Here is a 26030-nt window from a genome sequence, read left to right as displayed (position 1 = left end):
GCTTTAAATCAGCACCGCCCCAATGAGGTAGCCGAGAATTACCGAGACTGCGATGCAGACGATACCCGGCAGAATGAATGGGTGGTCGAAGACGTACTTGCCGATTCGGGTCGAGCCTGTATCGTCCATCTCCACTGCTGCAAGCAGGGTTGGGTACGTCGGAAGCACGAACAGTGCGGACACTGCTGGGAATGCTGCAACAGCGGTGAGCGGGCTGACGCCAATTGCGAGAGCAGCTGGGATAAGTGCCTTCGCGGTGGCAGCCTGCGAGTAGAGCAGAGATGCGGCGAAGAACAGAACGACTGCGAGCAGCCATGGCTGTGCCGTCAGGACGTCACCAGCAATGTTTTGAATGTCCTCAATGTAGTGGTTAATAAAGGTCGTACCCAGCCATGCAACACCAAGCACACACACAGAAGCAGACATGCCGGAACGGAACACCTGGGTGTTCAAGACCTCAGCTGCGCGAGACTTCGTAATAAGCAGGATCGCAGCGGCAGCGGAAAGCATGATCGCCATGATTGCCTCGTTACGAGGGACGGTTGGGTTCTCGATGAGACCGATCTGATCGGAGATGATCGTCGCGTAGAACATAACGATGACAATTGCGACAAGGAAGATCCACACGGATGCCTTCGCGCCGTCCTTCGGCTGGTAGCTGCTCGAAGTAGTCGTGGACTTTGCAACCAATCCGTCTGCGAGGCGACGCTGGTACACCTCGTCGTCAACGAGGTCTTTACCAAGCTTGTTCGAAACCCAAGCGGTTGGGAAAATCGCGAGGAAGGTCGCAGGAATCATGACGCCGAGCAACTGCAGGTAGCCGACGCCCAGAGGCTCAAGCACGGAGGCCATAAAGACGACTGCTGCCGAAATCGGGGAAGCCACGATTGCCATCTGCGATGCGATGACTGCGACCGAAAGCGGGCGGGATGGGCGAACTTCGCCCTCCTTAGCAACCTCAACGATAACTGGAAGAGTGGAAAAAGCGGTGTGGCCAGTGCCTGCCAGCACGGTCATCAACCAAGTAACGATTGGCGCGTACACCGTGACGCGCTTTGGATTGCGGCGTAGGAACTTCTCAGCGAGGTACACGAGATAGTCCATGCCCCCCGCCAGCTGCATTGCAGAAATAGCAGCGATCACACACATGATGATGCCGATGACATCAAAGGGGATGTCATCGGCGGTTACGGACATACCAGTGAGTCCGAGAAGCAAAACGCCAAGGCCACCGGCAAAACCGATAGCAATGGAACCCATCCGGGCGCCGAGAACAATGGCGCCGAACAGGATGATGAGTTGTATCACAAGTAACACAGGAACTCCCCTGATTCGGTCGAATTAGTATTCGCTTCCATTATCGCACTAAGAGGCGATAACTACCGAATCAGGGGAGTGTGAGATTTACTACTTTTGGTTGATTAGTCCTCGTCGAAAAATTCGCCGCGGTACTCTGGGTGCATCAAGTTGTCCTTGCCCAGCACAACCTTCAGCTCCTCCTCCGTGAGCAGGCCACGCTCGAGAACAAGATCACGAACGCTCTTACCCGTAGCAGCAGCTTCCTTACCGATGACGTCACCATTGTGGTGGCCGATCACTGGGTTCAGGTATGTGATGATGCCGATGGAGTTGTTCACAAAGGCCTCACACACATCCTTGTTAGCGGTGATGCCAACGATGCACTTCTCACGCAGCGTACGGACTGCGTTGGTGAGGAGACGGATGGAATTGAACAGGGCCTCGGCAACTACCGGCTCCATGACATTGAGCTGGAGCTGGCCAGCCTCAGATGCGGTCAGGACGGCAACGTCGTTGCCGAAGACCTTGAAGCACACCTGGTTTACAACCTCAGGGATGACAGGGTTCACCTTCGCAGGCATGATCGAAGAGCCAGCCTGCATTTCCGGCAGGTTGATCTCGTTCAGGCCAGCACGTGGGCCGGAGGACAGCAGGCGCAGGTCGTTACATACCTTAGAGATCTTCATCGCGGCGCGCTTCAGTGCGGAGTGCATCCATACGTAGTCGCCGGTATCGGACGTTGCCTCAATCAGGTTCGGTGCGCCCTTGATATCCAGCTTGGTGACTTCCGCGAGAGCCTCAACGATCTTCTGACGGTAGCCGTCTGGAGTGTTGAGCTCGGTACCAATTGCGGTTGCACCGAGGTTGACGGTCAGCAGTGCTTGTGCTGCGGACTTGATGACGTCCAGTTCCTCCTCAAGCAGTGCGCCGAAGCCAGTGAATTCCTGGCCGAGCGTCATCGGGACTGCGTCCTGGAGCTGGGTGCGCCCCATCTTGATGATGTCGTCGAACTCTTCACCCTTAGCGTTGAGCGCCTTGGTGAGCTCCTCAAGCTCGGTCAGCAGGCCCTGGACGGCGTAGTACACACCGAGGCGAAGGCCGGTCGGGTATGCGTCGTTGGTGGACTGGGACATGTTGACGTCATCATTCGGGTTGATGATGTCGTAGCTACCCTTTTCTTCACCGAGGATCTCAAGAGCGAGGTTTGCGACAACCTCGTTGGTGTTCATGTTCAGGGACGTGCCAGCGCCACCTTGGAACTGGTCGATTGGGAACTGGTCCATGCAGCGACCGTTGTCGAGGATCTCGTCGCAGGCCTTGACGATGGCGTCCGCCTTCTTCTTTGGCAGAACGTGGAGGCGGTTGTTGGCCAGTGCGGTGGCTTTCTTTACTTCCACCATGCCACGAATGAACTCTGGCAGGTCATTGATGGTCTGGCCGGAGATCGGGAAGTTGTGGACGGCACGCAGGGTGTGGATGCCGTAGTAGACGTCGGAGGGCACTTCGAGTGTGCCAAGCAGATCTTCTTCAATTCGATTACTCATGCCACTGATTGTACGCAAATTCGACGCTATACAACTTTTGGGCCACCTAGTCACCCCAATAATAGGGATAGGGGTGACTTATCGGTGATTAATTGAAAATCCTATAGGCGTGCAATGCGCAGCTGAGTGGCCAAAATGGCTTCCGCGCCAATTTCAGAGAGAGCGTCCATAACCGCATTCGCTTGGGTTCGCGGAACCATAGCGCGCACCGCGACCCAGTTGTCGCGCGACAGCGGCGAGACAGTCGGCCCCGTCATGCCTGGTGTAAGTTGGCTGGCTTTGTCGAGGTCATCTCTGCAAATGTTGTAATCGAGCATCAGGAAGTTCTCCGCGTTCAAGATGCCGCGGATACGCTGAAGCACTACCTCATGTTCGTTTGCTAGCGTTACGCCCTTACGCTTGATGACGACGGCTTCGCTGGCAAGAATGGGCTCCCCAAATGGTGCCAGCCCATGTTGTCTTAGCGTCGTACCAGTGGATACGACGTCAGCAATAACGTCCGCGACGCCCAACTTGATCGAAATCTCAACAGCGCCGTCAAGCTCAATGACTTCCTTCGGAGTGATGCCAAGCCCGTCAAGATAGTCAATCACGAGGTGCGGGTATGAAGTCGCTATCCGCTTACCCTCCAAATCAGGCACCGCCCATGTTTCAGACTGCGGGGCAGCAAACCGGAACGTTGATGCACCAAAGCTCAACGGAAGTACTTCTTCTACTTCGGCATGGGAATTGAGTGCCAAATCTCGCCCAGTGATACCCAGGTCAAGGTGGCCTTGAGCAACGTAGATAGCGATGTCGTTTGGACGCAGGAAGAAGAACTCAATGCCGTTTTCTTCATCCCAGATATTCAGGGCCTTTGATGTGCCCCTCCCCTTGTAGCCGGCTTCTTTGAGGATCTGGAGAGCCTTCTCTGACAAAGAGCCTTTATTTGGAACCGCAAACTTAATCATCAGGCGAAATCCTTAGAGGTATTTATAGATGTCATCAGGGGTAAGACCGCGTTGCAGCATCATTACCTGGGTCCAGTACATCAGCTGGCTCATCTCTTCCGCCAGCTCCTCGTCAGACTGATACTCGGCAGCGATCCACACTTCACCAGCTTCTTCGATGATTTTCTTGCCGATGAAATGGGCGCCCTTCTCTAGCGCTTGCACCGTGCTTGAGTCTGGGCGCTTGGAGTCGGCAGTTTCAGTGAGCTGAGCAAAAAGTTGATCGAAGTCCTTCACGCACAACACCTTAGCGGAAACAGAAGAGCTTTGAGCGCGGTTTATGGCGCGGAATACCACCTTGCAACATCATGAAGTGTCGCAGACTGTAAATCGCTGAAGGTGATTCTTGTGGCCGGCTTCGGGACATAGTCGGCCAAGCCGAGCACCCGTGCACCTGCCCTAATCGCTGCTTGCATTCCCGCCTGAGAGTCTTCAACTGCGATACAGCGCGACGGCTCAGCACCAACCAATTGCGCTGCTTTCAGATACATATCCGGAGCTGGTTTTGGGTTGGATACCTCATCTCCAGTCACGGTTGCTTGAAAGTAATCGTTGCCGATGAAATCAATGCAGGTTTGAGCGAGCGCGCGTTCTGTGTTCGTCGCAATGGCCATCGGAATTCCATGGTCCCGCAACATGTCAAGGACGTGGCGTATTCCCGGGTTCAGCTCAATACCTTGCCCTAGGAGTTGCTGCATCCGTTCTTGCATCCACCGCTTCAGCCGCTCTGTATCTCCGGGCTGCAAGGAATACCCGGTCCAAGTAGTGATGATGCTCAACGCTGTGGGGAAACTGACGCCCTCCGCTTTTCGACGCTCCTCCGCAGAAAGCCTCTTGCCCAAAAGCTCAGACAGCTCAAAGGTTGCTTGCGCCCAAAGTGGCTCGGTATTGATGAGCGTCCCATCCATATCCCACAGCACAGCTTGGGGAGCGCGAACCCTACTCACGATTGAACAGCTCCTGGACAACGGATGGATCCGCGCCAATCTGTGCCGAAACCTTCGCGAAAATTCCCTCGATGTCCGACATCTCCTCTGGCTCGAGCACGGCATATTGATGCTTAGCGTTGAACTCTTCAAGATTGGCAATGAGGCCCGTGTAGAGGTCTCTGATGGTGGCGTCGTCAACCGGCTGTGCGACGAGCGACGCAGTGTCGAGGAAAATCTCGAGGATTTCACGGAGCTCAGGTAGTACGGCAGGGTCAAATGGGGCTTCCCAGAGTTCGAGGTCCTGCTCTTGCAAATATTCACCGGATGCAAACACCCTCAAATCCTCGATGAACTCGTCGACATCGGATTGGAATGTGGATCGGAGACTACTCATCGTTGCTGCCTACCTTTACACCGAGTAAGCCCTCGATAGCTTGTCGAAGTAACCCGTTGTAATCGCCTTTGGCGGCGTCGATAATTTGAATCGCAGTTGGTGTGTCGAGGTCGTCAGCAAGGGCCTGGCGCAAATCTTGAATTGTCTGCTCCACGCGAGACTGCTCATCTGACTGAGAAAGAATTGTGTGCCACGACTTGAGTCGATGCTCTGCTTGATCGAGTGCCTCGTAGGAAAAATCACGGTCTTGGCGATAGTGGCCGGAGAAAACGGCAAGGCGAATCGCAGACGCTGAGTGTCCCTGTTCCGTTAGCTTGTGCACAAAGACGAGATTGCCGAGAGATTTCGACATCTTCACTCCCTCAAGCGCGATCATTCCCGCGTGCACATAGTGGTGTGCCATCCGTTGTTCTCCAGTCGCAGCCTCAGCATGCGCGGCAGAAAACTCGTGATGTGGAAACGCTAGGTCCGAGCCTCCGCCTTGGATTGCAAACGGTACGCCGAGACGGTTCGCAGCGATGGCAGAGCACTCGACGTGCCAACCTGGGCGGCCGGGGCCGAAGGGAGAATCCCACGCGGGCTCCCCTTCCCTGTGTCCACGCCACACCAGCGCATCGAGTGAGTCTCGTTTCCCCTCACGGTCAGGGTCTCCCCCGCGCTCGGCAAAGAAATGCTCCATCTGCTCGCGCGTCATGTTTGACTCGTATCCAAACTGTTTGGTTGCGGTGATATCAGCGTAAATATCACCGTGGTCTAGGCGGTACGCTGCGCCGACGTCGAGCAAGCGCTGCACCATCTCAATGACCTCATCGACAGTCTCCATCGCGCCAACATAGTCCTGAGGCGGGATGACTGAGAGCAGTTCCATGTCGCTGCGGAAAAGGTTGATCTGTTCGGTTCCCAGCTCGCGCCAATCGACGCCGTCTCGCTCCGCGCGCTCGAACAATGGATCGTCGACATCGGTGATGTTCTGCACGTAATGAACGTCGTGGCCGTTAGCAAGGAGCTGACGGTAGATGAGATCAAAGGAGAGGTACGTAGCTGCGTGTCCAAGGTGAGTGGAGTCGTATGGGGTGATGCCGCAGACGTACATCCCCACCTTCCCCGAGTGATGAGCAGCTGTGTTAACGGGCTTTACCACCCTATCTGCGGTGTCGTACAGAGACAGCGGCACCGGAGTACCAGAGACAGCAGGGACTACAGGTTGTGGCCAAGAATGCATAGTGACCACCATACCGCGGCACGCTCATCATGCGCGGTTACCGGCGTTCATAGGCAAGCGTTGCCTACACCGGTTGCATAACTCCGGTAGCCAGCAGCACCATCACGATGATGCCAAGAGGTATGCGGTACGCAGCAAACCAGGAGAATGAGTGGTGCGAAACAAACTTCAGCAGCCAAGCAATGGAAATATAACCCAAAACAAATGCGATAGCGCTTCCGACGAGCAACTGCAGACCTGTTGCTGCTTGCCCTGCTTGCGGGTCAAACGCATCCGGTAGTGAGAAGATGCCTGATGCGAGCACAGCCGGGATAGCTAAGAGGAACGAAAAACGAGTTGCTACTTCCCGCTCAAGGTTCAAAAAGAGACCGCCCGAAATAGTGCCGCCTGAACGCGAAACACCCGGAATGAGAGCTAAACACTGCCACAGGCCCATCACGATGGCATCTTTTACTGTCAGCTGCTCGAAGCTACGCTTTTTCGTCCCGCGCTTTTCCGCCAAGATGAACACGAACGAAAACAAAATGAGAACCGTTGCAGTAATCCAAAGGTTACGGAAGTTCTCACGGATCAAGTCTTTCAGAGCAAAGCCAAGCACCCCGACTGGAATAGTGCCAGCGATGACCATCCACCCCATCCGGTAATCGAACCCGCGCTTCGTCTTATCAAACAGTCCGACACACCATCCAGAGAGGAACCTCCAAATATCCTTCGCAAAGAAGACCAGCACAGCGAGTTCGGTGCCGAGCTGAATGACAGCGGTAAAACTCGCGCCAGCGTCCTCGCCCCACAAAAGCTCGGACACAATGCGGAGGTGGCCTGACGATGAGACTGGAAGGAACTCGGTTAAGCCTTGGACGACCGAGAGGACAATCACTTGAGCCCATGTCATTGACTCTGCTAACTGAGAGGCGGCAATCATGTTGGAAAACCTTACCCGTGCAGAGAAAAATCCCCACATGCGTACAGCATTGATAAGGTTGACCTCCGTGAGAACAAAACGAAAAGTCGCCTTAATGCTGCCCATTATGGCCGTAGCTTTGGCTGTTGCGGCGTGTACTCCTGATGTCGTTGACCCAAATGACGCCATAAGTATGGGTAGCGCTCAACCAGTTGCGTCACCCCCTTCGGCACATCCTGACGGCCAGTTGCTTCAATTTGGCACCATCGTCGATGTGGATCAAACGAACGACTTGATTGGTGTGCGCACCCCGGATGCCCTTTACGTTGGGACCAGCGCACAATTCGAAGAAAACCGAGTAGAAGAGTTCAAGTTGGAGGATGCTTGCGGTGAGGTCTCGGCAAACGCTGGTCAGTTTGCGGTAGGGTGCAGGGACTTCATTGCCATCATTAACAAAGAGGGGCTTCAAAAAGTTGCTACCGACCACCCGGTGACTGTGGCAACTGTCGCCTCGGACGGCAGTGTTTTAGCCGGAAGCGACAGTGCGAAGTCAGTGTGGTTGTATAGCAACGGTGAGCTCAAAAAGGAGTTTTCTGTCGCGCGCGAAACTGACCAGCTGCAGGCTGTTCCGGTAGATGGTGGTGCCGATTCCGTGGTACGCGTGAACACATTTGACACCACCATTCAGGATCTTGATTGGGGCACTGGACGTCAGGGGGCAACGTTGCGCGCTGGGCTTGGCGTCGGCAAGGTTGCTGCTGGAGAGCACGGTCTGGTGCTCGCTGCGGATGCGACGGGTAGCCAGCTACTCGTGTACACCACCAATGAAGTCATTCGTCTCCAGCAGAGTGTGCCGGTGCCCTCCGGAGCGTGGGACGTCGCGTGGGATAGCGCTAATAAGCTCGCGTGGGTGACTTCAACCGAAAGGAACCTGGCGACTGCCTATGACATTTCCCACGGCGTCCCCGTTGAACGTGCTCAGGTCAGTACAGTTCCAGATGCACAAAGTATTGCAGCGCTCTCTGACGGAACACTCATTATCGGCTCTGCGTCAGGTAGTGGCCTGCAAATAGTCTCCACTGAAAGCATTGAGGCCAAATAGAAATGAATCAACGCAATTTGTACGACACGGTATATGGGCTCGCACTTCGGGGAATGTTTACAATTCCGCCTGAGCGCATCCACGACATCATCATGGGCGGGCTGAAAACCCTACAACGCCTAACTCCCCTCACCCGAGCTATGACTCGTGTCGTACGTGTCGACGGCCCGCTTCTCGAGCAGACGTTGTTCGGCGTGCGTTTCCCCGCCCCGGTGGGTCTCGCTGCAGGATTCGATAAGAACGCGGAAGCACCGGACACGTGGTCGGCGATCGGCTTCGGTTATGCGGAATTAGGAACTGTGACCCCGAAGGCGCAGCCCGGAAACGAACGTCCACGGCTCTATCGCTTGCCGAAAGACAAAGCGATCCTCAACCGAATGGGCTTCAACAACGATGGCGCGCTGAGCATTGCAGAGCGTCTCCGAGCCCGGAAGACTCCTGAGATCGTTGGAATCAACATCGGGAAAAATAAGCTCTCCGAGGACGCGGTTGGCGACTACCGAGCTACCGCGACTGTGCTCGGCCCTCTGGCGGACTACCTTGTGGTCAATGTTTCTTCCCCAAACACCCCTGGGCTTCGCAACCTTCAGTCAGTTGAATCGTTGAGGCCAATCCTTGACGTGGTTACTACGGCAACTACGACGCCTGTGCTAGTAAAAATTGCTCCTGATCTCAGCGACGAGGATATCGACGCAGTTGCAGACCTGGCCGTCGAAATGAACCTTGCCGGCATCGTGGCGACCAATACGACCATCTCCCGCGAAGGCCTTCGAACCGATGCTGCCGAAGTGGAAGCCATGGGGGCGGGTGGTATTTCCGGCGCGCCACTCAACAGCCGCGCACTGGAGGTTTTGCGACGTCTCCATGCGCGAGTCGGCGACCAACTCGTACTTGTCAGTTCCGGTGGCATATCGACACCAGAGCAGGCATGGGAGCGCATTACATCCGGCGCAAGCCTTCTCCAGGGGTATACGCCGTTTATTTACGGTGGTCCGGGGTGGATCTACCGAATTCACAAGGGCTTACAGAAGCAACTTAAAGCCCATGGACTTTCCAATATTACAGATGCTGTTGGCTCCGAACTCCCCTGGATCGCCTTGAGCTCCGACTAGCCTAGTGACCTACGTTTGGGCATTTGTACTGGCGATTTGCATCTTGAATCAACGTCACTCTATAGTAGTGCAAGTGCCCAGCCGAGAGGTTGAAAGCAAAACACCCAGCCCGGGTGGCGGAATGGCAGACGCGCTAGCTTGAGGTGCTAGTGTCCTATTAACGGACGTGGGGGTTCAAGTCCCCCTCCGGGCACAAAGACCGGCTTCCTCCAGGAAGCCGGTTTTTTGTTTAGGCCGCAAGTTAAAACGAAGGGCAAACGGATGCGCCAACAGTCACCACTACGCGTGATGGTCATTTTGGTACTTCTCGCAATTGCACTGTGGGTCTGGCGCTTCTTTGAAATACCTTCGCTGTCGACGTTTCGCGAATGGGCTGATAGTACGGGAACCTGGTTCCCAGTCGTTTTTTGGCTGCTCTACGTACTCATCACGCAGTTCCCGATCCCCCGTACGTTGCTCACCATTTCCTCCGGTGTTCTGTTCGGTGGTTGGTTCGGGATTCTGCTCGCTATTACCGCAACGACGGCCTCAGCAGGTCTTTCGCTAACTGTTGTGCGGTTTCTTTTACGTGACTGGGTTGAGAGCAAAATTTCTCACCCCAAGCTGCACATGATTAATGAACGGTTGGAACAGCGCGGTTGGCTGGCTGTAATGAGCCTGCGACTCATCCCCGGTATCCCTTTCTCGGTCATGAACTACGCTTCAGCGCTAAGTCGAGTCCGGCTTTTGCCGTTCATGGGGGCAACGCTCATCGGCTCGGCTCCTAACACGATTCTCGTTGCATTGTTCGGAGACACGTTGAGCGGAGATGCAAACCCAGTGCTTCTCGGCGCCGTGTTTGCACTGTCTGTTCTTGGCGTGACAGGACTGATTATCGACGCGCGCCACCCGGCTAAGCCGCGTCGAATAGAAGAGTAAAGGCTCGAGCGTGTACTTTCTTGAAGCACGCTAGTATGTACGCATGATTGCTGTGCATGCACGTTACCGTGGTCGCGAAAAAGGGCGCGCCGCGTTCGTCGAGTCCTCGGCTCACGCGCTCTCGACGCTTCCGGGTGTTTCGCCGTTCGAAGTCATTGGCGTTGAGGATATCCGCACAACAGTGGATGGGCCGGAGACAGCACTTAACCTCATTATGGCGCTGCTGTCAGATGGTAATTGGGCTGTCGGCCTGGGAATCACGCGCAGGCGACGAGCAGAGTTTGCCGCCACTGAGGCTGTCGGCACACGTGCAGCGCAAGTGAAAGTTATCACGGATGCTCATGCGCCTGATACCGAGGCAGAAGATATCTCAGCGACGTTTGCCCTGCTGGCGCACATTCTGCATAAGCGAACGTTTGAAGGCCGCGAAGCCACATCGCTCGTGCGCTCTGGGCTCAACCAAAATGAAGCCGCAGCGCAACTAGGTATTTCTAAACAGGCAATGAGCCAGCGCCTGCAGGCCGCCGGGTGGCAGGCCGAGCAGGCTGGCTGGAAACTCGCGCTACACCTTATGCGTCGGGCGAGTCATTAGATTCAATTGCCCGGTGCTCGCCCTTTTGGGCAACTTGCGGCGTTTCGGTCGGGGTAGAGACTTCGTCGAATGCGCTTGTCGGATCCGGGTCGTCGACGTGCTTGTTCGCGACGGCACGCGCCTCTGCAAGTGCCCGAGCAAGTTCAGGATCAGTGGAGGTATCAAACCACTGGTCCGTGCTGTCGTCTTCGCCGGCCATAGCGCGCGTTTGTGAATCTGCACGCTGGGGTTCGTAGCGGAACACTCCGTCGCTGTCCTTGCCAGCGAACGCCTTGGCGAACTGCTCCAAAGAATCGCCAAAGCTGTTCGGAATCATCCACATCGTTGATGCTTCATTGGCCGCGATCTTAGGCAGCTTCTCCAGGTACTGGTACGCAAGCATCTCCGGCGTCACCTCTGAGGACTTGATCGCCGCGTTGACTTTCTGAATGGCTCGCGCTTCACCTTGCGACTCAAGATATTTCGCCGCACGCTCGCCTTCCGCGCGTAGAATCATCGCCTGGCGCTCAGCTTCAGCCGCGAGAATAGCGGCGTGCTTCTCGCCTTCAGCAGAGAGGATTCGCGCCTGCTTCTCACCTTCGGCAGTTTTGATGTCCGACTCGCGCTTACCTTCAGCGGTAAGAATCATGGCGCGCTTTTCGCGGTCGGCTTTCATCTGCATTTCCATCGATTGCTGAATCGATGGTGGCGGATCAATCGCTTTCAGCTCAACGCGGCTAATACGCAGTCCCCACTTGGCGGTAGCAGCGTCAAGCTCACCCCTCAGGCGCCTGTTAATAGTTTCTCTCGAGGTCAGCGTTTCCTCAAGTGTCATCCCGCCGACGACATCACGCAACGTCGCGACGGATATTTGCTCAACACCTACCAAATAATTATCGACGCCGTAAATAGCCTTTGCCGGATCGTTAATCTGAAACGTCACCACAATATCAATTGCGACGGTGAGGTTGTCCTGCGTAATTACTGCCTGCGGAGGAAACGAAACGACCCTCTCGCGCGTATCAACGCGCGCTCTAACACGATCAATAAACGGCACCAGTAGTGTTAGCCCACCGGAAACGGTCCGTGTATAGGACCCCAGACGTTCAATAACTGCTGACTCACCTTGCGGGATTAGCTTCACAGATGCGAGCAGCACCGCGATTACCAAGATGAGCAGCAGCCCCAGTATTACCAAGGCCATTATGGCGACTCCTTCCATACGACGGCGATTGGGCCGTCAATATCTGAAACGATGACTGTGGAACCAGACTTAATGGTGTGGCTTGGATCAATTGCTCTCGCGGACCAAAGCGATCCGTCCAGTTGAATCTGACCGCTGCTCGGCGTGATCTCCTCAACCACTTGTGCACTCGCGCCAATGAGTGATTGGCCAAGCTCCCCCACCGCAGATGGGCGGCGCAAGCGCCTGTGCAAGTAAGGCCGGAGGAGGAACCAGAAACCGGCCGAAGCAACTACAAACGCCCCGATTTCAACCCCCAAAGGCACCCCGGCAAGCGCAATAGCAGACGTAGTAAGCGCCCCTGCTGCAATCATGAGGAACGTGAACTCCCCTACGGCGAGTTCAGCAACTGCGAATGCTACGGCAATGCCTAGCCAAATAAGACTACCCACGGCTTCACTATACAAAAACGATTCGGTCAGCAGTCGGATTTCTTAAGCTGCGGATTGGTGACAAAATCCACGAGTCGCTCAACTGCGCCGATAAGGGTGGAATCAAGATCTCGGTATGTCTCGACAGCATCGTAGACACGCCGCCAGCCATCCTTCGGGCTGCCCCACCCGGCACGTTGGCAAACCCCTGTCTTCCAATCCTCTCCGTAAGGCACCTTTGGCCAGTTCTTCAACCCAAGTCGTTCCGGCTTTACGGCTTCCCAGATGTCGATGTATGGGTGGCCTGTGACAAGTACGTGTGGACCTACCCCCTCGACGAGGCGAGACTCTTTTGTGCCGTCGATGAGGTGGTCAGCAAGCACACCGATGCGTCGCCCCGGTCCCGGGTGGAACTCCTCCAGCCTGTCGCTCAAGTTGTCAAGCCCCTCAAGATACTCAACGACGACACCTTCGACTTTGAGGTCGTGCCCCCATACCTTCTGCACGATAGCGGCGTCGTGAATACCTTCCACCCAAATTCGGCTTGGCTGCGCAACTTTCGCTTTCGCGTTAGCTACTTTTCGTGAACCGGAGTTTGAGTGGGTGCTCGATTCCTGCTGCGGAGCAACATAGCGGTGTAAGGAGACTCGCTGTCCCTCTACTTCGAACGCTCCGGGAAGCATCTTAAAAAGGCGTTGTTGTCCGTGCCTGTCCTCGAGACGAACGAAATCACCGTCGTACGTACGCTCAAAACCAACCACGGCTCCCACGAATTCGTCGCCCACAATCTCAACGATGATGCCTGGCTCTGCGGGGATGCTGGGATACTTGGGCTTCTTGTTGCGCGAATGCCCTTGGAAAATATCTCCGCTGTAACGATTATCCGGTGTCATAGTGGCACTAGTCTATCGGTTACCATCAGACGAATGAATCTTCGCGCGCATGTTTACTCGCCACTGCAAAACACTGCGGTGTGGATCGCAGCGTGGTTGTATCACGTGACGTCGACAGACGAAACGCTCGCAGCACTTGACGAGCTCGGTGGAGGCCACCATTATGGCACCGGTGGGGGCGTAGAATTGCTCACCGAAATTCGCAGGGTAGCTAATCTTGAGTCCCGCGAGCCGGTCGTGCGGCTAGTCCTAGGTGGAGCGGGCGACACTCCTGCGCTGTGGGCGCACACAGCAGCGGCGGAAGCAATGACGGATGCAGGAGCCTTGATCATCATCGGGGCAGAAGGGCTCTATCACATTCTCATTCCGAGCTTCGAAACAGACGGCGTGCACTGGCGGTGGTTCGAGGATTATCGACGCCCACCAGAACCAGACTGGCTATCTCCTGGTGAGGCCGACCAAATGCTGAGAAGCGCAACAGATCAAGCTGCGATGATGATTGAGGCCGTCGCCCAGCCCAACGAAACGCTGTCCTCACCCCGACTGACGGTCGGCCATATCACCGATTTCTATGACACCCCAGGATTGCCAATTGCCACCACGCCAAGGGCAGCTCAGATTTTTGCGCGCGCGGATAGAGTCTCGGCGATCGTCGAGACGGTGACAGATCGGCTGGGAGATCACTCTTTTGATCAGCACTTGCTCGTATTGGGAAGGAGCATCCGAAGAGCGCGAACAGCAGGCGTTGCGGAAGCCGTTCGCGATTTTCGGGCTACTCGGTAACGCGCGGACGAATCGGAGCGCAGCAATCAGTGTGGCAAGGAACACCATTTTCGGTGCAGCCCTGCACCGAAATCGTGGACAGCGTAGGAGGCGTCGTGCCGCGGCTAATGCATTCTGCAATGTCAACGATCATCGATGCGAACCGCGGCTCGAGACCGATAGTCGGGACCCTGGTGAATTCAACGCCGAGCTTGTCGCACTCAGCCTTCAATTCGGTATCGAGATCCCACACAACCTCCATATGGTCAGTCAAGAACCCGATCGGCACGCAAACGATGTGAGTGACTCCCTGTTGATGGAGCTCCTTGACGCGGTCGATAATATCGGGCTCTAGCCACGGAGTCTGCGGGTTGCCGGAACGCGATTGCCAAACGTTTTCGTAAGTCTCTACTCCTGCATGCTCGGCGACGAGGCGCGAAGCCTCAAGGACCTGTCGCGAGTAAAGATGTGCGTCCTCGTGGCCGCCAGCGGCGGCATCTGCAGCTGTGGGAATTGAGTGCGCCGAGAAGAGGATCCGGGTCGTTCGCAAAGCCTTGTCATCAAGTGACTCCATTGCTTGCTTCAACGAATCGCCCATGAGCCGGACAAACGTTGGGTGCCCGTAGAACTGCCACAGTTTTGTGAAATGCAGCTCAGGGTGTGCCTGGTGCAACCGAGCAATATCCTCATCATACTGACGGCAAGCGGAGTAACCGCCCCAAGCGCTCGTAGCGAAAACGAGGATGTCCCGATGCCCAGCTTCTGAGATTTCGCGTGCGGTATCTTCTGCGAAAGGATGCCAATTCCGATTTCCGAAATAGACCGGAAGATTATGCCCCCGCCTACTCAGCTCGGCACGAAGCTGCTCGATGATTTCTAGATTTTGGCCATTAATTGGGCTCACTCCACCGAAGTGGAAATAGTGCTCACCAACTACTTTCAACCGCTCTTTCGGGATGCCCCTGCCGCGTGTGACATTTTCGAGGAATGGAATTACTTCGTCCTCCCCTTCTGGTCCACCGAAAGAGAGCACGAGCAACGCATCGAAATTTTTGAATGCCATGGGGAATGATTCTAATGAACTAAAGCAGACGGACTGCATTCGCTGACATACCAGACCAACGAACTGGAGCAATCTGAACATTCTGGCCAGCTTGGGGAGCCTCGATCATCATGCCGTCGCCGAGGTAAATTGCCACGTGCTGACTGCCGCCAGGGCCCCAGAACAAGAGATCGCCACGTTGTGCTTCACTCGGCGCAACTGGAGTTCCTCGCTGGTACTGGTAGCCCGTGTAGTGCGGCAGCGAAATTCCTACGCCAGCAAAGGCGTAGAGTACAAGCCCAGAGCAATCGAATCCAGACATGCTCCCGCCATTCACACCCACGGTTGGACCATTCGCGTCACCACCGCCCCAAACATACGGCGTACCGATCATCGCTTCGGCACGTGCGATTACTGTCTCTACAGACGAAGAATTTGCCGACGGCGCTAAGGCAGACCGAACTTCATTCGTAATCGACTCGAAAGTGCCAACTGCAGGAACGACCTGCGACAGATCGGAAGTAGCAGAGTCAGGCTGACCAGCGGAGGAATCAGCAGCCAGAACACTATTTAGCCCCTGTGCGAAAGCAGCAATGACGTCACTTGTGCTCGAGCCTCCATAGGGGTTCGCTGTTTCGTTGTGATCAGGCTGAGAGGAACCAACGAGGGCTTCAGAAGCGACGATGGTTGCCGCTTGGGTCAGCAAGTCAGTGACATCGCTCCCCTCGGAGTACTCGAGCCGCGGCGTATCTGCCTGGTTGGAGACCTCCACATATCCACCTGTACGCTGCGCCGTATTCACGGCTTGTACTAGTGCTTGTTCATTTGGAACCTCAGCTCCGGGGGCAATTTCGTTCATTCGTTCTTCGACGGCGTCAAGAAGCTCAGGCGAAACCTCATACGTTTCAGCTGGAGTCTCCTGAACCTCAGCTGACTGCGGCGCAGGGTTATTTGAGATGCCACGTTCCTGCGCGACGTCGCTCTCGATGCTGTTCAACTCCGCAGATGCAGCCTCGCGCTGCTCAATGACATCGTCTAGTTGTGAAGACAGAGAGGCAAGCTCATCACGCGTAGCGGATTCTGCGGCCGCAGCTTCGTCCGCAGCCTGCTGCGCAACTTCACTGGCCTGGCGCTGCAGAGATTCATCGTTCGCAGCCTCGAGGCGTGCTTGCTCAACTTCGGCGAGCTTTTGCTGTTTTTCCTCGCTTCGTTGACGGAGAAAGAGTGAACGGTCAAGTACATCCTTTTGCGATTGCTCTCCACCGAGTGCCTGAATCGGGCTTCCACCAGCGGAGTTGCGATACTGCGACCGAGTCACTGCGGATAGCTCAGCACGAGCTTTCTCAACTGCCGCCTGCGATTCCTCCAGACGACGCTTCGCCTCCTCAGCACCGCGGCGTGCCTGCTCAGAACGAGACTGAGCATCATGGAGGTCTACAAAAGCACGATTTGCCGCTTCCCGTAGTTGACCAATTTTCAGGTCTAGTTCGGCGATCTCAGCTTGCGATGCTGAAAGCTTGGCTACTAGAGCAGACGCAGTTGACTGCGCTGCGGGAGCAGCAACAGCAGGGCCCACAGGAGAGCTCAATGAAAAAGCCAACGCGAAACTGGTTGAACAAGCAAGGGTGCTGGACCAAACCTGGCGAGCACGCGTTCGCGTGCTCTTCGACGGGGTAACCACGAAGGTGCTCCTCACGCCGCACCCAACATCAACTCATGCAAAGTCTCACGCCGGGCAAGCAAGCGAGTGACTAGCTCGCTGTCAGGCAAACCCGACCTGTGAAGACTCCGCGTGCTGAGACGAGTACGGCTCTGTTAAATCGACTACTGAAAACAGCCTCACGGTTGTGTACGACGCAAACATAGACGTGGTTTGACTGGACCACACGTGTCAAAAGTCAGTGCAACTTCCTTGACTAGAGGAAAGCTCTGGCACGTTTGCAACACACCTCAGCTCATGAGGCAACAAACAAACCATACGACACTTAACTGATTTGTTACACAAACTTTATCTTCAGTAACAGAAGTTAAGGATTTTCACTTGACGACGAGAGCTCTAACCTTGGATTATGTAGGCACAAAAGTGGCAGTGTGATTATTGTCACTTAAAAGTCGCTAATCGAAACGTCAAGGCTCTACGCCTGACGCCAATTCTGGATAGCGGTGGCTCCACACGTGACGATGAGGACTACTGCAACCGCAATCAATACCGAAATCCAATCAAGCTGCCTAGAGGATGCCTCTTGCAGAAACTGCGCCACCCCATCTTCGTAGCTTGAGGCCCGTACAGAGGCGAGCTGGCCAGCCTCGATTGAGGACCGTGGAAACTTTTCTGATGTAGCAATGGCGACATCGGGCGTTCGGATATAGATAGTTTCGATTCCGGTGGCAAGATTGAGGTCTTGCGCCAGATCTCTTAACTCAGGAAGGCGGGGAGGCGTCGAGTCGAGAAAAACGAGCCCCACATTAAGGCCAGAATGATCATGCGCGCTCGACAAGGTGGAAGATAGTGACTGTTCCAGGCTGCCGGTGCCTTCATTGGCAGTCTCGAATGCGATACCGTCAATATTGAGCTGATCTACAAGGCTATCGAATCGTGGGTCTGGATTTTGGTATTGCATGTCGCGGCTACATTCCTCTGTGGTCGATGGGCCCCTCATTCTATCCTGTATGGCGATAATCACCTTGTACTCCCCCGTACAGTTCGCCTTAACTGCGGAGATTGTTGGGTTGTGCCCCAAATGGGGGGGTTTAGCTCCATTTTTTCTCAAATCTTCCCTGTTGGACAACAAACATTACATCCGTACTGTTATCATTGCTATGCATAGGCGGTTAATCGCATATCTTTGAGGTTGACCGTTTGGACCTTGTTCCAATTTATCTGGTTTACGACGAGAAACGGAGCTTACTGTGACCGAAAGCAAGAACTCCTTTAACGCCAAGAAGTCGCTTCAGGTCGGCGAGAAGTCTTATGACTACTTCGCACTTGATGCGGTTGAAGGCATGGAGAAGCTTCCATACTCCCTCAAGGTTCTTGGTGAAAACCTCCTCCGCACTGAGGATGGCAAGAACGTGACCAAGAAACACATCGAGGCTATTGCGAACTGGGATCCAGATGCCGAGCCATCTGTAGAAATTCAGTTCACCCCTGCCCGCGTCCTTATGCAGGACTTTACCGGTGTTCCTTGTGTCGTGGACCTGGCCACCATGCGTGAGGCAGTTTCCACACTCGGCGGTGATCCTGATCAGGTCAACCCGCTGAACCCAGCCGAGATGGTCATCGACCACTCTGTGATCATCGAGGCGTTCGGTTCCACCAACGCTCTCGACAAGAACGTCGCAATCGAGTACCAACGCAACGAGGAGCGCTACCAGTTCCTGCGTTGGGGTGCTGAGAACTTCTCGAACTTCCGCGTTGTGCCACCGGGGACCGGTATCGTTCACCAGGTCAACATTGAGTACCTCTCCCGTGTTGTATTCGATAACGATGGCGTTGCATACCCAGACACCTGTATTGGTACCGACTCCCACACCACCATGGAAAATGGCCTTGGCATCCTGGGCTGGGGCGTTGGCGGTATTGAGGCTGAGGCTGCAATGCTTGGCCAGCCAGTTTCGATGTTGATCCCACGCGTTGTCGGATTCAAGCTCACCGGTGAGATTCCTGCCGGCGTCACCGCTACCGATGTTGTGTTGACGATTACCGAGATGCTGCGCGAGCATGGCGTGGTTCAGAAGTTCGTCGAGTTCTACGGCAATGGTGTAAAGCAGATCCCGCTTGCAAACCGTGCGACGATCGGCAACATGTCGCCTGAGTTCGGCTCCACCTGTGCGATCTTCCCAATCGATGAAGAGACCATCAACTATCTGCACCTCACCGGTCGTTCCCAGGAGGACATCGACCGTGTGGAGGCATACGCGAAGGCTCAGGGCATGTGGCTTGAGCAGGACGCTCCAGAGGCGAAGTACTCCGAATACTTGGAGCTTGATCTCTCAACGGTCGTTCCGTCTATCGCTGGCCCGAAGCGTCCGCAGGACCGCATCCTCCTGTCCGAATCCAAGGACACCTTCCGTAAGCAGCTGCCGGACTACAACGATGCTGGCAACGAGACCTTTGAGCCAGTTCGTGCGGCGAAGGTTGAGACAGTTGACTTCAATCAGTCCTGGCCTGCAAATGGAGAATCTGCAGCGGTCGGCGCAGAGGGTCGTGCTTCGAAGCCCGTTATCGTTGAGTCGCCGCAGGGTGGCGAGTACACCCTGGATCACGGCATGGTTGCGATTGCAGCTATTACTTCCTGCACCAACACTTCCAACCCATCGGTCATGGTTGGCGCTGCTCTGCTCGCACGCAAGGCTGCGGAAAAGGGTCTGAAGGCGAAGCCATGGGTTAAGACAATCATGGCACCGGGTTCCCAGGTTGTCGACGGCTACTACGAACGCGCCGATCTCTGGAAGGATCTCGAGGCTGTTGGCTTCTACCTCACCGGCTTCGGCTGTGCATCCTGCATCGGTAACTCTGGTCCTCTGCCAACAGAGGTCTCCGACGCTATCAACGAGTACGACCTGACCGCGACCGCAGTCCTGTCTGGCAACCGTAACTTCGAGGGCCGCATTTCTCCTGACGTCAAGATGAACTACTTGGCTTCGCCTCTGCTCGTCATCGCCTACTCCATCGCTGGCACGATGGACTTCGATTTCGAGACCCAGCCACTCGGCCAGGACCAGGATGGCAACGACGTCTTCCTGAAGGATGTATGGCCATCAACTGAGGAGATTGAATCCACCATTGCTGGCACAATCTCCCGTGAGATGTACGAGGCTGACTACGCCGACGTCTTCAAAGGTGACAAGCAGTGGCAGGATCTGGATATCCCAACCGGCAAGACATTCGAGTGGAACGACGATTCCACGTACATCCGCAAGGCCCCGTACTTTGACGGAATGCCAGCTGAGCCAAACGACGTTTCGGACATCGATGGTGCTCGCATCCTTGCCAAGTTGGGTGACTCTGTAACGACGGACCACATCTCCCCTGCTTCGTCCATCAAGCCAGGTACGCCGGCAGCAAACTACCTCGATGCAAACGGCGTCAAGCGCCAGGACTACAACTCCTTCGGCTCACGTCGTGGTAACCACGAGGTCATGGTTCGCGGTACCTTTGCCAACATCCGTCTCCGCAACGAGCTTGTTGAAGACGCTGGTGGCTACACTCGCGACTTCACCCAGGAAGGTGCACCGCAGGCATTCATCTACGATGCTGCACAGAACTACCAGGCCGCTGGTATTCCGCTTGTCGTCCTGGCAGGCAAGGAATACGGCACTGGTTCTTCCCGCGACTGGGCCGCAAAGGGCACGAAGCTGCTCGGCGTCCGCGCTGTCATCGCTGAGTCCTTCGAGCGTATTCACCGTTCGAACCTCATCGGCATGGGCGTGCTTCCACTGCAGTTCCCAGAAGGAAAGTCTCACGCATCGCTCGGGCTCGACGGCACAGAGACGATCTCCATTAGCGGCATCACAGCGTTCAATGAGAACGGAACGATCCCTGAGACCGTCCGTGTATCCGCAACGAAGGATTCCGGCGAGACCGTAGAATTCGACGCTGTAGTCCGCGTAGATACACCAGGTGAGGCTGAATACTACCGTCACGGCGGTATTTTGCAGTACGTTCTTCGCCAGATGGTCAAGAACTAACACCGTAGTTACGTAACACGCTTGAGGGGTCTCCGCGGTATGTGGTGACCCCTTAAGTCTTTCTTTTTCTCCAATGCAATTATTAAGTAGCTCGAAAGGTTGGGCGCCTGACTATGCCGATCATTAGTGATGCAGAGCTCGCGCGGCGTCGCAAAGAAATCTTGGATGCGTCGAGAGCATGCTTCGCCAAGTATGGGTTTGAAGGAGCTACCGTAGCTCGTTTGGAAAAGGCCACTGGCAAAACGCGTGGTGCTATTTTTCATCACTTCGTAGACAAGGAAACGTTGTTTCTCGCCATCGCCAGCGAGGACGCTGAACGCCAAGCTGAGGTAGTTAGCCGACAGGGGCTCGTAGAAGTTATGCACGACCTCTTGCAACATCCGGAAGAAAATGACTGGTTCGTGACGCGTTCTGAGATTGTTCGAAAGCTCCGCACGGATCCTGCATTTGAGGCTCGGTGGAGGAAGCACCAGGAAGTACTTGATGAGGCCGTGCGGAAAAGGCTGGAATCGAATACGGCGATGCGGCAAGATGTGCCAATTGAAGTAATGCAGACCTATCTAGAGACAGTTCTGGAAGGGTTCATAATCAAATTGGCCGCAGGTGAGCCACCAGAGCAGCTGGAAGCAATGCTAGACGTTGTCGAGCAGTCTGTTCGATCTTCGGTTTCTAGCTAGCTACCGGGCGATATAGACTGTTCGTCATGTCTAAGTTGCTTATGGTGTCGCTGCGAAATGGTGAGATCGGTGCTGACGTTGCTCACGCCGAGTACAACGACGTACTCAAAGCGACGAAGATGGATCAGACAGCTATAGAGCTCTGTCATATCTCTGACGAGCACGCCCAGCTGAAGTCACTGGATTCAGTTGAAGGCGTGATCGTTGGAGGTTGTTCTTTAAACGTTTCAGATGCACATACCTCAGCGTGGGCGCAGCATGTAGATGCTGTGCTCACTGAGGTTGTGGAATCTGGAAAACCCGTGTTCTTCGTTTGTTTCGGAACGAGCTGGCTGGTGCACTACCTCGGAGGAAACATCGTTCACACGCATCCAGAGGACTCTGGCCCGACACAGGTTTCGCTTTCAGACGCCGGTAAACGTGACGTACTGCTTCAGGGGTTCCCAGGGAACTTCACAGCGCTGACCGGACATACCGAGAATCCTGACGAGTCCACCCTCCCGCCCTCACTTGAGATATTGGCAGTTGGGAATAGTTGTCCGGTTCAGATGATTCGGTACGGTGATCATGTTTGGGCGACGCAATTTCATGCGGAGATGGATGCCAAAGCAATGCAGACTCGTATGGACTTCTTCGCTAACTATGGGTACTTCTCTCCGGAAGACTACGACAAGATCGTAAAGGGGCTGCCTCTTCACGATGTTTCGTGGGCAAACAGAATTTTACAATCATTTACGCAATACTGCGTGGGTTGAGTAGAAACAACTTGTTTCTGGTAGCTAGAATTCCTACTTATGCATGCAATCATCACAACCACAGGTAAAGACCGTGTAGGCATCATCGCAGGAGTTGCGATCGCCGCGGCTGAGGTAAACCTCAATATCGTAGATGTTTCCCAAACTCTCATGGATGACTTCTTCACCATGATCATGCGTGTGGAACTTCCCGAAGGCGATGTAAACATGGAATCACTGCAAACTCACCTTTCAGCAGCTGGTGAATCTTTGGGGGTCATTGTTCGGATCCAGTCCGAGGACCTTTTCACCGCCATGAACGAAATCTAGGGAGGGGTTGCTGTGGCTGTTGATTTTGATTTCAAGTCCCAACACATTCTTGACGTCATCAAGATGATTGAGGACTACCGGCTGGACATTCGTACTGTAACAATGGGAATCTCACTCATCGGTTGTACACGTCCCACTATGGATGCAACGTGCCAGGCGGTCTACGACAGAGTGACGACGAAGGCAGCCCGTCTGGTAGAAGTTTGCCAGGACATTGAACGCGAACTCGGTATTCCCATTGTGAACAAGCGAGTCTCCGTTTCTCCCATTGCTTTGGTCGCAGCTGGGGTGGACGGCAATCCGGTCGACATTGCAAAAGCGCTTGACAAAGCGGCGGGTGAGCTGGGAGTCAACTTCGTAGGTGGTTACTCGGCGCTCGTTGAAAAGGGGGCAACCACCTCTGATATGCGTCTCATCGAGTCCATTCCGGAGGCATTGACCGTCACGGAGAACGTGTGTGGCTCGGTGAACATCGCTACTTCCCGTGCTGGTATCAACATGGATGCTGTCGCGAAGATGGGGCGCGTCGTGAAAGAGGCAGCGGAGCTGACCAAAGACCGTTCTTCGATTGCGTGCGCAAAGCTTGTTGTGTTCGCAAATGCTGTGGGTGATAACCCATTTATGGCCGGAGCGTTCCATGGCATTGAGGAGCCTGACGCGGTTGTTTCAGTTGGTGTATCAGGCCCTGGTGTCGTCGACAATGCGATCCAGCGGCTCGGAAAAGCCAGCTTGAACGAGGTAGCTGAAGAGATCAAGAAGGCTGCGTTCAAGATCACCCGCGCAGGCCAGCTGGTTGGCAACCTTGCTTCAGAACGTCTCGGAGTGCCATTTGGCATCGTCGATCTCTCCTTGGCACCGACCGCTGAGGTTGGTGACTCCGTTGCGCATATCCTCGAACACATGGGGCTAGAGCAGGTTGGCACGCACGGCACGACGGCTGCGCTCGCGCTTCTTAACGACGCCGTCAAAAAAGGCGGCATGATGGCCTGCTCCCGTGTCGGAGGGCTTTCTGGATCCTTTATTCCGGTTTCGGAAGATAAGGGCATGATCGACGCGGTCCGCGCTGGATCCATCAGTATGGACAAGCTCGAAGCGATGACGTCGATCTGCTCTGTCGGGTTTGACATGATCGCCATCCCCGGCGACACCTCGGCGGAAACGATCGCGGGGATGATCGCTGATGAGGCTGCAATCGGCGTCATGAACCATAAGACCACCGCAGCGCGCCTCATCCCCGTACCGGGCACCAAGCCGGGCGACGAGGTGAACTTCGGTGGCCTCCTCGGCTACGCCCCTGTAATCGAGGTAGGTACAAAACGAAATACGGAGTTTATTCAGCGCGGTGGCTTCATCCCTGCGCCGGTCCACGGGTTCCGGAATTAAACACCCCAGCGGTGGGGCTTACTTCCTCCCGAAGAGGAAGTAAGCAATCCATCCAAACATATTCACGCCGCCCACGGCAGGGCCCCATACCCACTTCGAGCCGCGGATTTTCCGGTTATCAGTCCTGGCCAAATGAACTAGCGCCGTAATTTTGCCCAGTAAATCGATGGAGGCGAGCGATGCAATGAGCCTGCGCTCCTGCGCGGACATGCCGCTCCAGCTATTACGTACGTCAAGTAACAGTGTTTCGAATCGTGTCGTATTCACGACCTCCACGTTACACTGAGTCGACTACGCCAATTCGACGATCTCCATATACTCGTCGCTCCACAGGTCTTCATCGCCTTCAGGCATGATGATCACTCGCTCTGGCTCGAGTGCTTCGACAGCTCCAGGGTCGTGCGTGACGAGAACGACAGCGCCGGTATAGGTTTTCAGCGCATCCAATACTTGCTGTCGGGACTGCGGATCCAAGTTGTTTGTCGGCTCGTCAAGAAGAAGGACATTTGCGCGCGAGGAAACGAGCGTTGCCAGCGCTAACCTCGTTTTCTCACCACCAGACAGTGTTCCAGCTGGCTGGTCTAGCTTGTCTCCCGAGAACATGAACGCCCCGAGTAGACCGCGTAGATCCTGCTGCCCTGCATCGGGGCAGGCTTCGATCGTGTTCTCCCAGACTGTTTTGTTACCGTCGATCGTGTCGTGCTCCTGGGCGAAGTACCCGATCTTGAGGCCATGCCCTGACACGATTCCGCCTTCCCCATCCGTGCGTTCAACGCCAGCAAGTAACTTGAGCAGCGTCGTCTTGCCTGCACCATTGGTGCCAAGCACTACAACTCGGGATCCTTTATCAACAGCTAGATCGACGCCAGCGAACACTTCGAGGGAGCCATACATTTTGGTAAGGCCCTTGCCAAACAAGGGTGTCTTGCCGCATGGTGCTGGCTTCGGAAAGGAAATAGACGCTACTTTATCCGCTACACGAATGTCATCAAGCTCACCCATCATGCGCTCAGCGCGAGCAAGCATCTGTTTAGCAGCTGCAGCCTTCGTCGCCTTCGCTCCGAGTTTGGCCGCTTGTTTTTGCAGTGCGGCAGCTTTCTTTTCCGCATTAGCGCGTTCACGGCGGCGTCGTGCTTCATCGAGTGCCCTGGCATCCTGGTACTTCTTGAAGCCCATGTTGTAGACATCAGCCTCAGCGCGCACTGCATCAAGGAACCAAATCTTATTGCATACTGCCTCAAGCAACTCAACATCGTGCGAAATCATGATCAAGCCACCATCGTGCTTGCTCAAGAACGAACGCAGCCATGTAATAGAGTCCGCGTCGAGGTGGTTAGTGGGCTCGTCGAGAAGCAGTGTGGTTTGGGACTTTCCAGAACCCGCCCGAGAGGCGAAAAGGATCTGTGCCAACTCCACGCGACGGCGTTGACCACCGCTGAGGGTACTGAGCTGTTGGTCGAGCACTCGTGCTGGAAGCCCGAGGTTGTCACATATCTGCGCAGCCTCTGCGTTCGCCTCGTAACCGCCTAGCGCGTGGTACTGCTCTTCGAGCCGGGAAAACTTCTCGATTGCTTTATCACGGGTCGCACCATCTGACTCTTCCATGATGGAACGCTGCCGATCCATCGAGCGTTGGATCTGATCAAGGCCTCGCGCCGAAAGAACGCGATCTCGGGCACTCTGCTCGATATTGCCTTCTTTGGAGTCTTGTGGCAGGTATCCGATCTCGCCAGTACGAGTAACCGTGCCCGCGTAGGGTTCTGTTTCTCCTGCGAGGATTCGCATCGTAGTGGTCTTCCCGGCACCATTTCGGCCGACGAGACCGATTCTGTCACCAGGTTGAACACGGAGATGCTGCCCAGGCGCTTCGAGAAGCGTCCGGGCTCCTACACGGACTTCGAGATCATTAGTAACAATCACAAA

26 protein-coding genes and 1 tRNA gene are annotated in these 26030 nt (G+C 55.2%); 11 read left to right on the top strand and 16 right to left on the bottom strand.

Translation table 11 applies throughout. The features are described from left to right. Positions 1 to 3 precede the first annotated feature (3 nt). From QP802_RS01950 to QP802_RS01915, 8 genes are all read right to left on the bottom strand, one after another. On the bottom strand, positions 4 to 1317 hold the full coding sequence (locus QP802_RS01950) for an anaerobic C4-dicarboxylate transporter (protein WP_070976914.1): 1314 nt from the start codon (positions 1315 to 1317) through the stop codon (positions 4 to 6). Positions 1318 to 1421: 104 nt separating this feature from the next. Next, complete coding sequence (aspA, locus tag QP802_RS01945) at positions 1422 to 2843, bottom strand: aspartate ammonia-lyase (protein WP_070362459.1); 1422 nt, start codon at positions 2841 to 2843, stop codon at positions 1422 to 1424. A 101-nt stretch (positions 2844 to 2944) separates the two neighbouring features. Next, positions 2945 to 3793 (bottom strand): ATP phosphoribosyltransferase, encoded by an 849-nt coding sequence (gene hisG, locus QP802_RS01940; protein WP_071572619.1) that lies wholly within the window; start codon positions 3791 to 3793, stop codon positions 2945 to 2947. A gap of 12 nt (positions 3794 to 3805) precedes the next feature. Then, positions 3806 to 4069: a phosphoribosyl-ATP diphosphatase gene (locus QP802_RS01935; protein WP_070362457.1), complete on the bottom strand. Its 264-nt coding sequence runs from the start codon at positions 4067 to 4069 to the stop codon at positions 3806 to 3808. A gap of 41 nt (positions 4070 to 4110) precedes the next feature. Further along, complete coding sequence (locus QP802_RS01930) at positions 4111 to 4779, bottom strand: HAD family hydrolase (protein WP_256059485.1); 669 nt, start codon at positions 4777 to 4779, stop codon at positions 4111 to 4113. Continuing rightward, the gene (locus QP802_RS01925; protein WP_071572618.1) at positions 4772 to 5155 is read right to left on the bottom strand and encodes a hypothetical protein; all 384 of its coding nucleotides are present in this window, start codon (positions 5153 to 5155) and stop codon (positions 4772 to 4774) included. The genes QP802_RS01930 and QP802_RS01925 overlap by 8 nt, the downstream gene beginning before the upstream one ends. Further along, positions 5148 to 6377 carry a cysteine--1-D-myo-inosityl 2-amino-2-deoxy-alpha-D-glucopyranoside ligase gene (mshC, locus tag QP802_RS01920; RefSeq protein ID WP_284817490.1) on the bottom strand — a complete coding sequence of 410 codons (1230 nt, stop codon included), beginning with the start codon at positions 6375 to 6377 and terminating at the stop codon, positions 5148 to 5150. Before mshC ends, QP802_RS01925 begins: the two co-directional genes overlap by 8 nt. A gap of 64 nt (positions 6378 to 6441) precedes the next feature. Then, entirely contained in the window at positions 6442 to 7299 is an 858-nt protein-coding gene (locus tag QP802_RS01915; protein ID WP_070363518.1) for an undecaprenyl-diphosphate phosphatase, read from the bottom strand. On the opposite strand from QP802_RS01915, the gene QP802_RS01910 reads away from it, so the two are divergent. The 5 genes from QP802_RS01910 (at position 7298) to QP802_RS01890 (ending at position 11002) form a co-directional block, all read left to right on the top strand. Beyond that, complete coding sequence (locus tag QP802_RS01910; protein ID WP_284817489.1) at positions 7298 to 8380, top strand: YncE family protein; 1083 nt, start codon at positions 7298 to 7300, stop codon at positions 8378 to 8380. The two genes, QP802_RS01915 and QP802_RS01910, sit on opposite strands and share 2 nt — an antisense overlap. Before the next feature lie 2 nt (positions 8381 to 8382). Further along, positions 8383 to 9492: a quinone-dependent dihydroorotate dehydrogenase gene (locus QP802_RS01905; RefSeq protein ID WP_284817488.1), complete on the top strand. Its 1110-nt coding sequence runs from the start codon at positions 8383 to 8385 to the stop codon at positions 9490 to 9492. 107 nt (positions 9493 to 9599) lie between these two features. Next, positions 9600 to 9685: transfer RNA gene (locus QP802_RS01900), tRNA-Leu, on the top strand. A gap of 68 nt (positions 9686 to 9753) precedes the next feature. Continuing rightward, on the top strand, positions 9754 to 10410 hold the full coding sequence (locus QP802_RS01895) for a TVP38/TMEM64 family protein (protein WP_070977212.1): 657 nt from the start codon (positions 9754 to 9756) through the stop codon (positions 10408 to 10410). Positions 10411 to 10453: 43 nt separating this feature from the next. After that, positions 10454 to 11002, top strand: coding sequence for a MarR family transcriptional regulator (locus QP802_RS01890; protein WP_070362453.1), 549 nt, complete (start codon positions 10454 to 10456; stop codon positions 11000 to 11002). Here QP802_RS01890 and QP802_RS01885 read toward each other — a convergent pair. Genes QP802_RS01885 through QP802_RS01875 form a run of 3 tightly spaced genes read right to left on the bottom strand, consistent with a single transcriptional unit; the run spans position 10980 to position 13488 of the window. Then, positions 10980 to 12185 carry an SPFH domain-containing protein gene (locus tag QP802_RS01885; RefSeq protein ID WP_205634850.1) on the bottom strand — a complete coding sequence of 402 codons (1206 nt, stop codon included), beginning with the start codon at positions 12183 to 12185 and terminating at the stop codon, positions 10980 to 10982. The two genes, QP802_RS01890 and QP802_RS01885, sit on opposite strands and share 23 nt — an antisense overlap. After that, positions 12185 to 12616, bottom strand: a complete 432-nt coding sequence (locus QP802_RS01880; RefSeq protein WP_070977209.1) for an NfeD family protein — start codon at positions 12614 to 12616, stop codon at positions 12185 to 12187. The genes QP802_RS01885 and QP802_RS01880 overlap by 1 nt, the downstream gene beginning before the upstream one ends. 26 nt (positions 12617 to 12642) lie before the next feature. Beyond that, a complete protein-coding gene (locus QP802_RS01875) occupies positions 12643 to 13488 on the bottom strand; it encodes a DUF3097 domain-containing protein (RefSeq protein ID WP_256000195.1) in 846 nt (281 codons plus the stop codon). A gap of 33 nt (positions 13489 to 13521) precedes the next feature. Here QP802_RS01875 and QP802_RS01870 point away from each other — a divergent pair, with 33 nt between their 5' ends. Further along, on the top strand, positions 13522 to 14271 hold the full coding sequence (locus QP802_RS01870; RefSeq protein ID WP_070362450.1) for a hypothetical protein: 750 nt from the start codon (positions 13522 to 13524) through the stop codon (positions 14269 to 14271). On the opposite strand, the gene QP802_RS01865 is transcribed toward QP802_RS01870, so the two are convergent. The 3 genes from QP802_RS01865 to QP802_RS01855 form a co-directional block, all read right to left on the bottom strand. Then, complete coding sequence (locus tag QP802_RS01865; RefSeq protein ID WP_083290777.1) at positions 14261 to 15313, bottom strand: ferrochelatase; 1053 nt, start codon at positions 15311 to 15313, stop codon at positions 14261 to 14263. The genes QP802_RS01870 and QP802_RS01865 overlap by 11 nt on opposite strands. Before the next feature lie 19 nt (positions 15314 to 15332). Next, positions 15333 to 16880: an NlpC/P60 family protein gene (locus QP802_RS01860; RefSeq protein WP_256008163.1), complete on the bottom strand. Its 1548-nt coding sequence runs from the start codon at positions 16878 to 16880 to the stop codon at positions 15333 to 15335. Between the two features lie 547 nt (positions 16881 to 17427). After that, positions 17428 to 17913, bottom strand: coding sequence for an Rv1476 family membrane protein (locus QP802_RS01855; RefSeq protein ID WP_256000198.1), 486 nt, complete (start codon positions 17911 to 17913; stop codon positions 17428 to 17430). A 289-nt stretch (positions 17914 to 18202) separates the two neighbouring features. Between QP802_RS01855 and acnA the strand changes: the two genes are divergently transcribed. The 5 genes from acnA to QP802_RS01830 all read left to right on the top strand — a co-directional run bounded on the left by acnA (position 18203) and on the right by QP802_RS01830 (position 24107). Beyond that, positions 18203 to 20983 (top strand): aconitate hydratase AcnA, encoded by a 2781-nt coding sequence (gene acnA / locus QP802_RS01850; protein WP_070362447.1) that lies wholly within the window; start codon positions 18203 to 18205, stop codon positions 20981 to 20983. Positions 20984 to 21096: 113 nt separating this feature from the next. Beyond that, positions 21097 to 21660 (top strand): TetR/AcrR family transcriptional regulator, encoded by a 564-nt coding sequence (locus QP802_RS01845; protein ID WP_070362446.1) that lies wholly within the window; start codon positions 21097 to 21099, stop codon positions 21658 to 21660. A gap of 26 nt (positions 21661 to 21686) precedes the next feature. Then, on the top strand, positions 21687 to 22415 hold the full coding sequence (locus QP802_RS01840; protein WP_070362445.1) for a glutamine amidotransferase-related protein: 729 nt from the start codon (positions 21687 to 21689) through the stop codon (positions 22413 to 22415). A 39-nt stretch (positions 22416 to 22454) separates the two neighbouring features. Then, the gene (locus tag QP802_RS01835) at positions 22455 to 22724 is read left to right on the top strand and encodes an ACT domain-containing protein (RefSeq protein WP_070362444.1); all 270 of its coding nucleotides are present in this window, start codon (positions 22455 to 22457) and stop codon (positions 22722 to 22724) included. A gap of 12 nt (positions 22725 to 22736) precedes the next feature. After that, positions 22737 to 24107 carry a PFL family protein gene (locus QP802_RS01830; protein ID WP_284817487.1) on the top strand — a complete coding sequence of 457 codons (1371 nt, stop codon included), beginning with the start codon at positions 22737 to 22739 and terminating at the stop codon, positions 24105 to 24107. Positions 24108 to 24125: 18 nt separating this feature from the next. Here QP802_RS01830 and QP802_RS01825 read toward each other — a convergent pair whose 3' ends face one another. Then, positions 24126 to 24374 (bottom strand): PLD nuclease N-terminal domain-containing protein, encoded by a 249-nt coding sequence (locus QP802_RS01825; protein ID WP_143000871.1) that lies wholly within the window; start codon positions 24372 to 24374, stop codon positions 24126 to 24128. A gap of 24 nt (positions 24375 to 24398) precedes the next feature. Then, the gene (locus QP802_RS01820; RefSeq protein WP_284817486.1) at positions 24399 to 26027 is read right to left on the bottom strand and encodes an ABC-F family ATP-binding cassette domain-containing protein; all 1629 of its coding nucleotides are present in this window, start codon (positions 26025 to 26027) and stop codon (positions 24399 to 24401) included. Positions 26028 to 26030 lie beyond the last annotated feature (3 nt).

This window comes from Corynebacterium sp. UMB10119B (genome assembly GCF_030228125.1).
GTDB lineage: Bacteria > Actinomycetota > Actinomycetes > Mycobacteriales > Mycobacteriaceae > Corynebacterium > Corynebacterium pseudogenitalium.
This window is presented reverse-complemented; position numbering and strand designations above follow the sequence as displayed.

What these genes read in the sequence shown, in the direction of transcription:
- QP802_RS01885 (WP_205634850.1), bottom strand. Translation starts at nt 12,185, where the DNA reads ATGGCCTTGGTAATACTGGGGCTGCTGCTCATCTTGGTAATCGCGGTG.
- QP802_RS01905 (WP_284817488.1), top strand. Translation starts at nt 8,383, where the DNA reads ATGAATCAACGCAATTTGTACGACACGGTATATGGGCTCGCACTTCGG.
- QP802_RS01915 (WP_070363518.1), bottom strand. Translation starts at nt 7,299, where the DNA reads ATGATTGCCGCCTCTCAGTTAGCAGAGTCAATGACATGGGCTCAAGTG.
- QP802_RS01875 (WP_256000195.1), bottom strand. Translation starts at nt 13,488, where the DNA reads ATGACACCGGATAATCGTTACAGCGGAGATATTTTCCAAGGGCATTCG.
- QP802_RS01910 (WP_284817489.1), top strand. Translation starts at nt 7,298, where the DNA reads ATGTTGGAAAACCTTACCCGTGCAGAGAAAAATCCCCACATGCGTACA.
- mshC (WP_284817490.1), bottom strand. Translation starts at nt 6,377, where the DNA reads ATGCATTCTTGGCCACAACCTGTAGTCCCTGCTGTCTCTGGTACTCCG.
- QP802_RS01835 (WP_070362444.1), top strand. Translation starts at nt 22,455, where the DNA reads ATGCATGCAATCATCACAACCACAGGTAAAGACCGTGTAGGCATCATC.
- QP802_RS01855 (WP_256000198.1), bottom strand. Translation starts at nt 17,913, where the DNA reads ATGCAATACCAAAATCCAGACCCACGATTCGATAGCCTTGTAGATCAG.
- aspA (WP_070362459.1), bottom strand. Translation starts at nt 2,843, where the DNA reads ATGAGTAATCGAATTGAAGAAGATCTGCTTGGCACACTCGAAGTGCCC.
- QP802_RS01865 (WP_083290777.1), bottom strand. Translation starts at nt 15,313, where the DNA reads ATGGCATTCAAAAATTTCGATGCGTTGCTCGTGCTCTCTTTCGGTGGA.
- hisG (WP_071572619.1), bottom strand. Translation starts at nt 3,793, where the DNA reads ATGATTAAGTTTGCGGTTCCAAATAAAGGCTCTTTGTCAGAGAAGGCT.
- QP802_RS01845 (WP_070362446.1), top strand. Translation starts at nt 21,097, where the DNA reads ATGCCGATCATTAGTGATGCAGAGCTCGCGCGGCGTCGCAAAGAAATC.
- QP802_RS01925 (WP_071572618.1), bottom strand. Translation starts at nt 5,155, where the DNA reads ATGAGTAGTCTCCGATCCACATTCCAATCCGATGTCGACGAGTTCATC.
- QP802_RS01895 (WP_070977212.1), top strand. Translation starts at nt 9,754, where the DNA reads ATGCGCCAACAGTCACCACTACGCGTGATGGTCATTTTGGTACTTCTC.
- QP802_RS01870 (WP_070362450.1), top strand. Translation starts at nt 13,522, where the DNA reads ATGAATCTTCGCGCGCATGTTTACTCGCCACTGCAAAACACTGCGGTG.
- QP802_RS01890 (WP_070362453.1), top strand. Translation starts at nt 10,454, where the DNA reads ATGATTGCTGTGCATGCACGTTACCGTGGTCGCGAAAAAGGGCGCGCC.
- QP802_RS01840 (WP_070362445.1), top strand. Translation starts at nt 21,687, where the DNA reads ATGTCTAAGTTGCTTATGGTGTCGCTGCGAAATGGTGAGATCGGTGCT.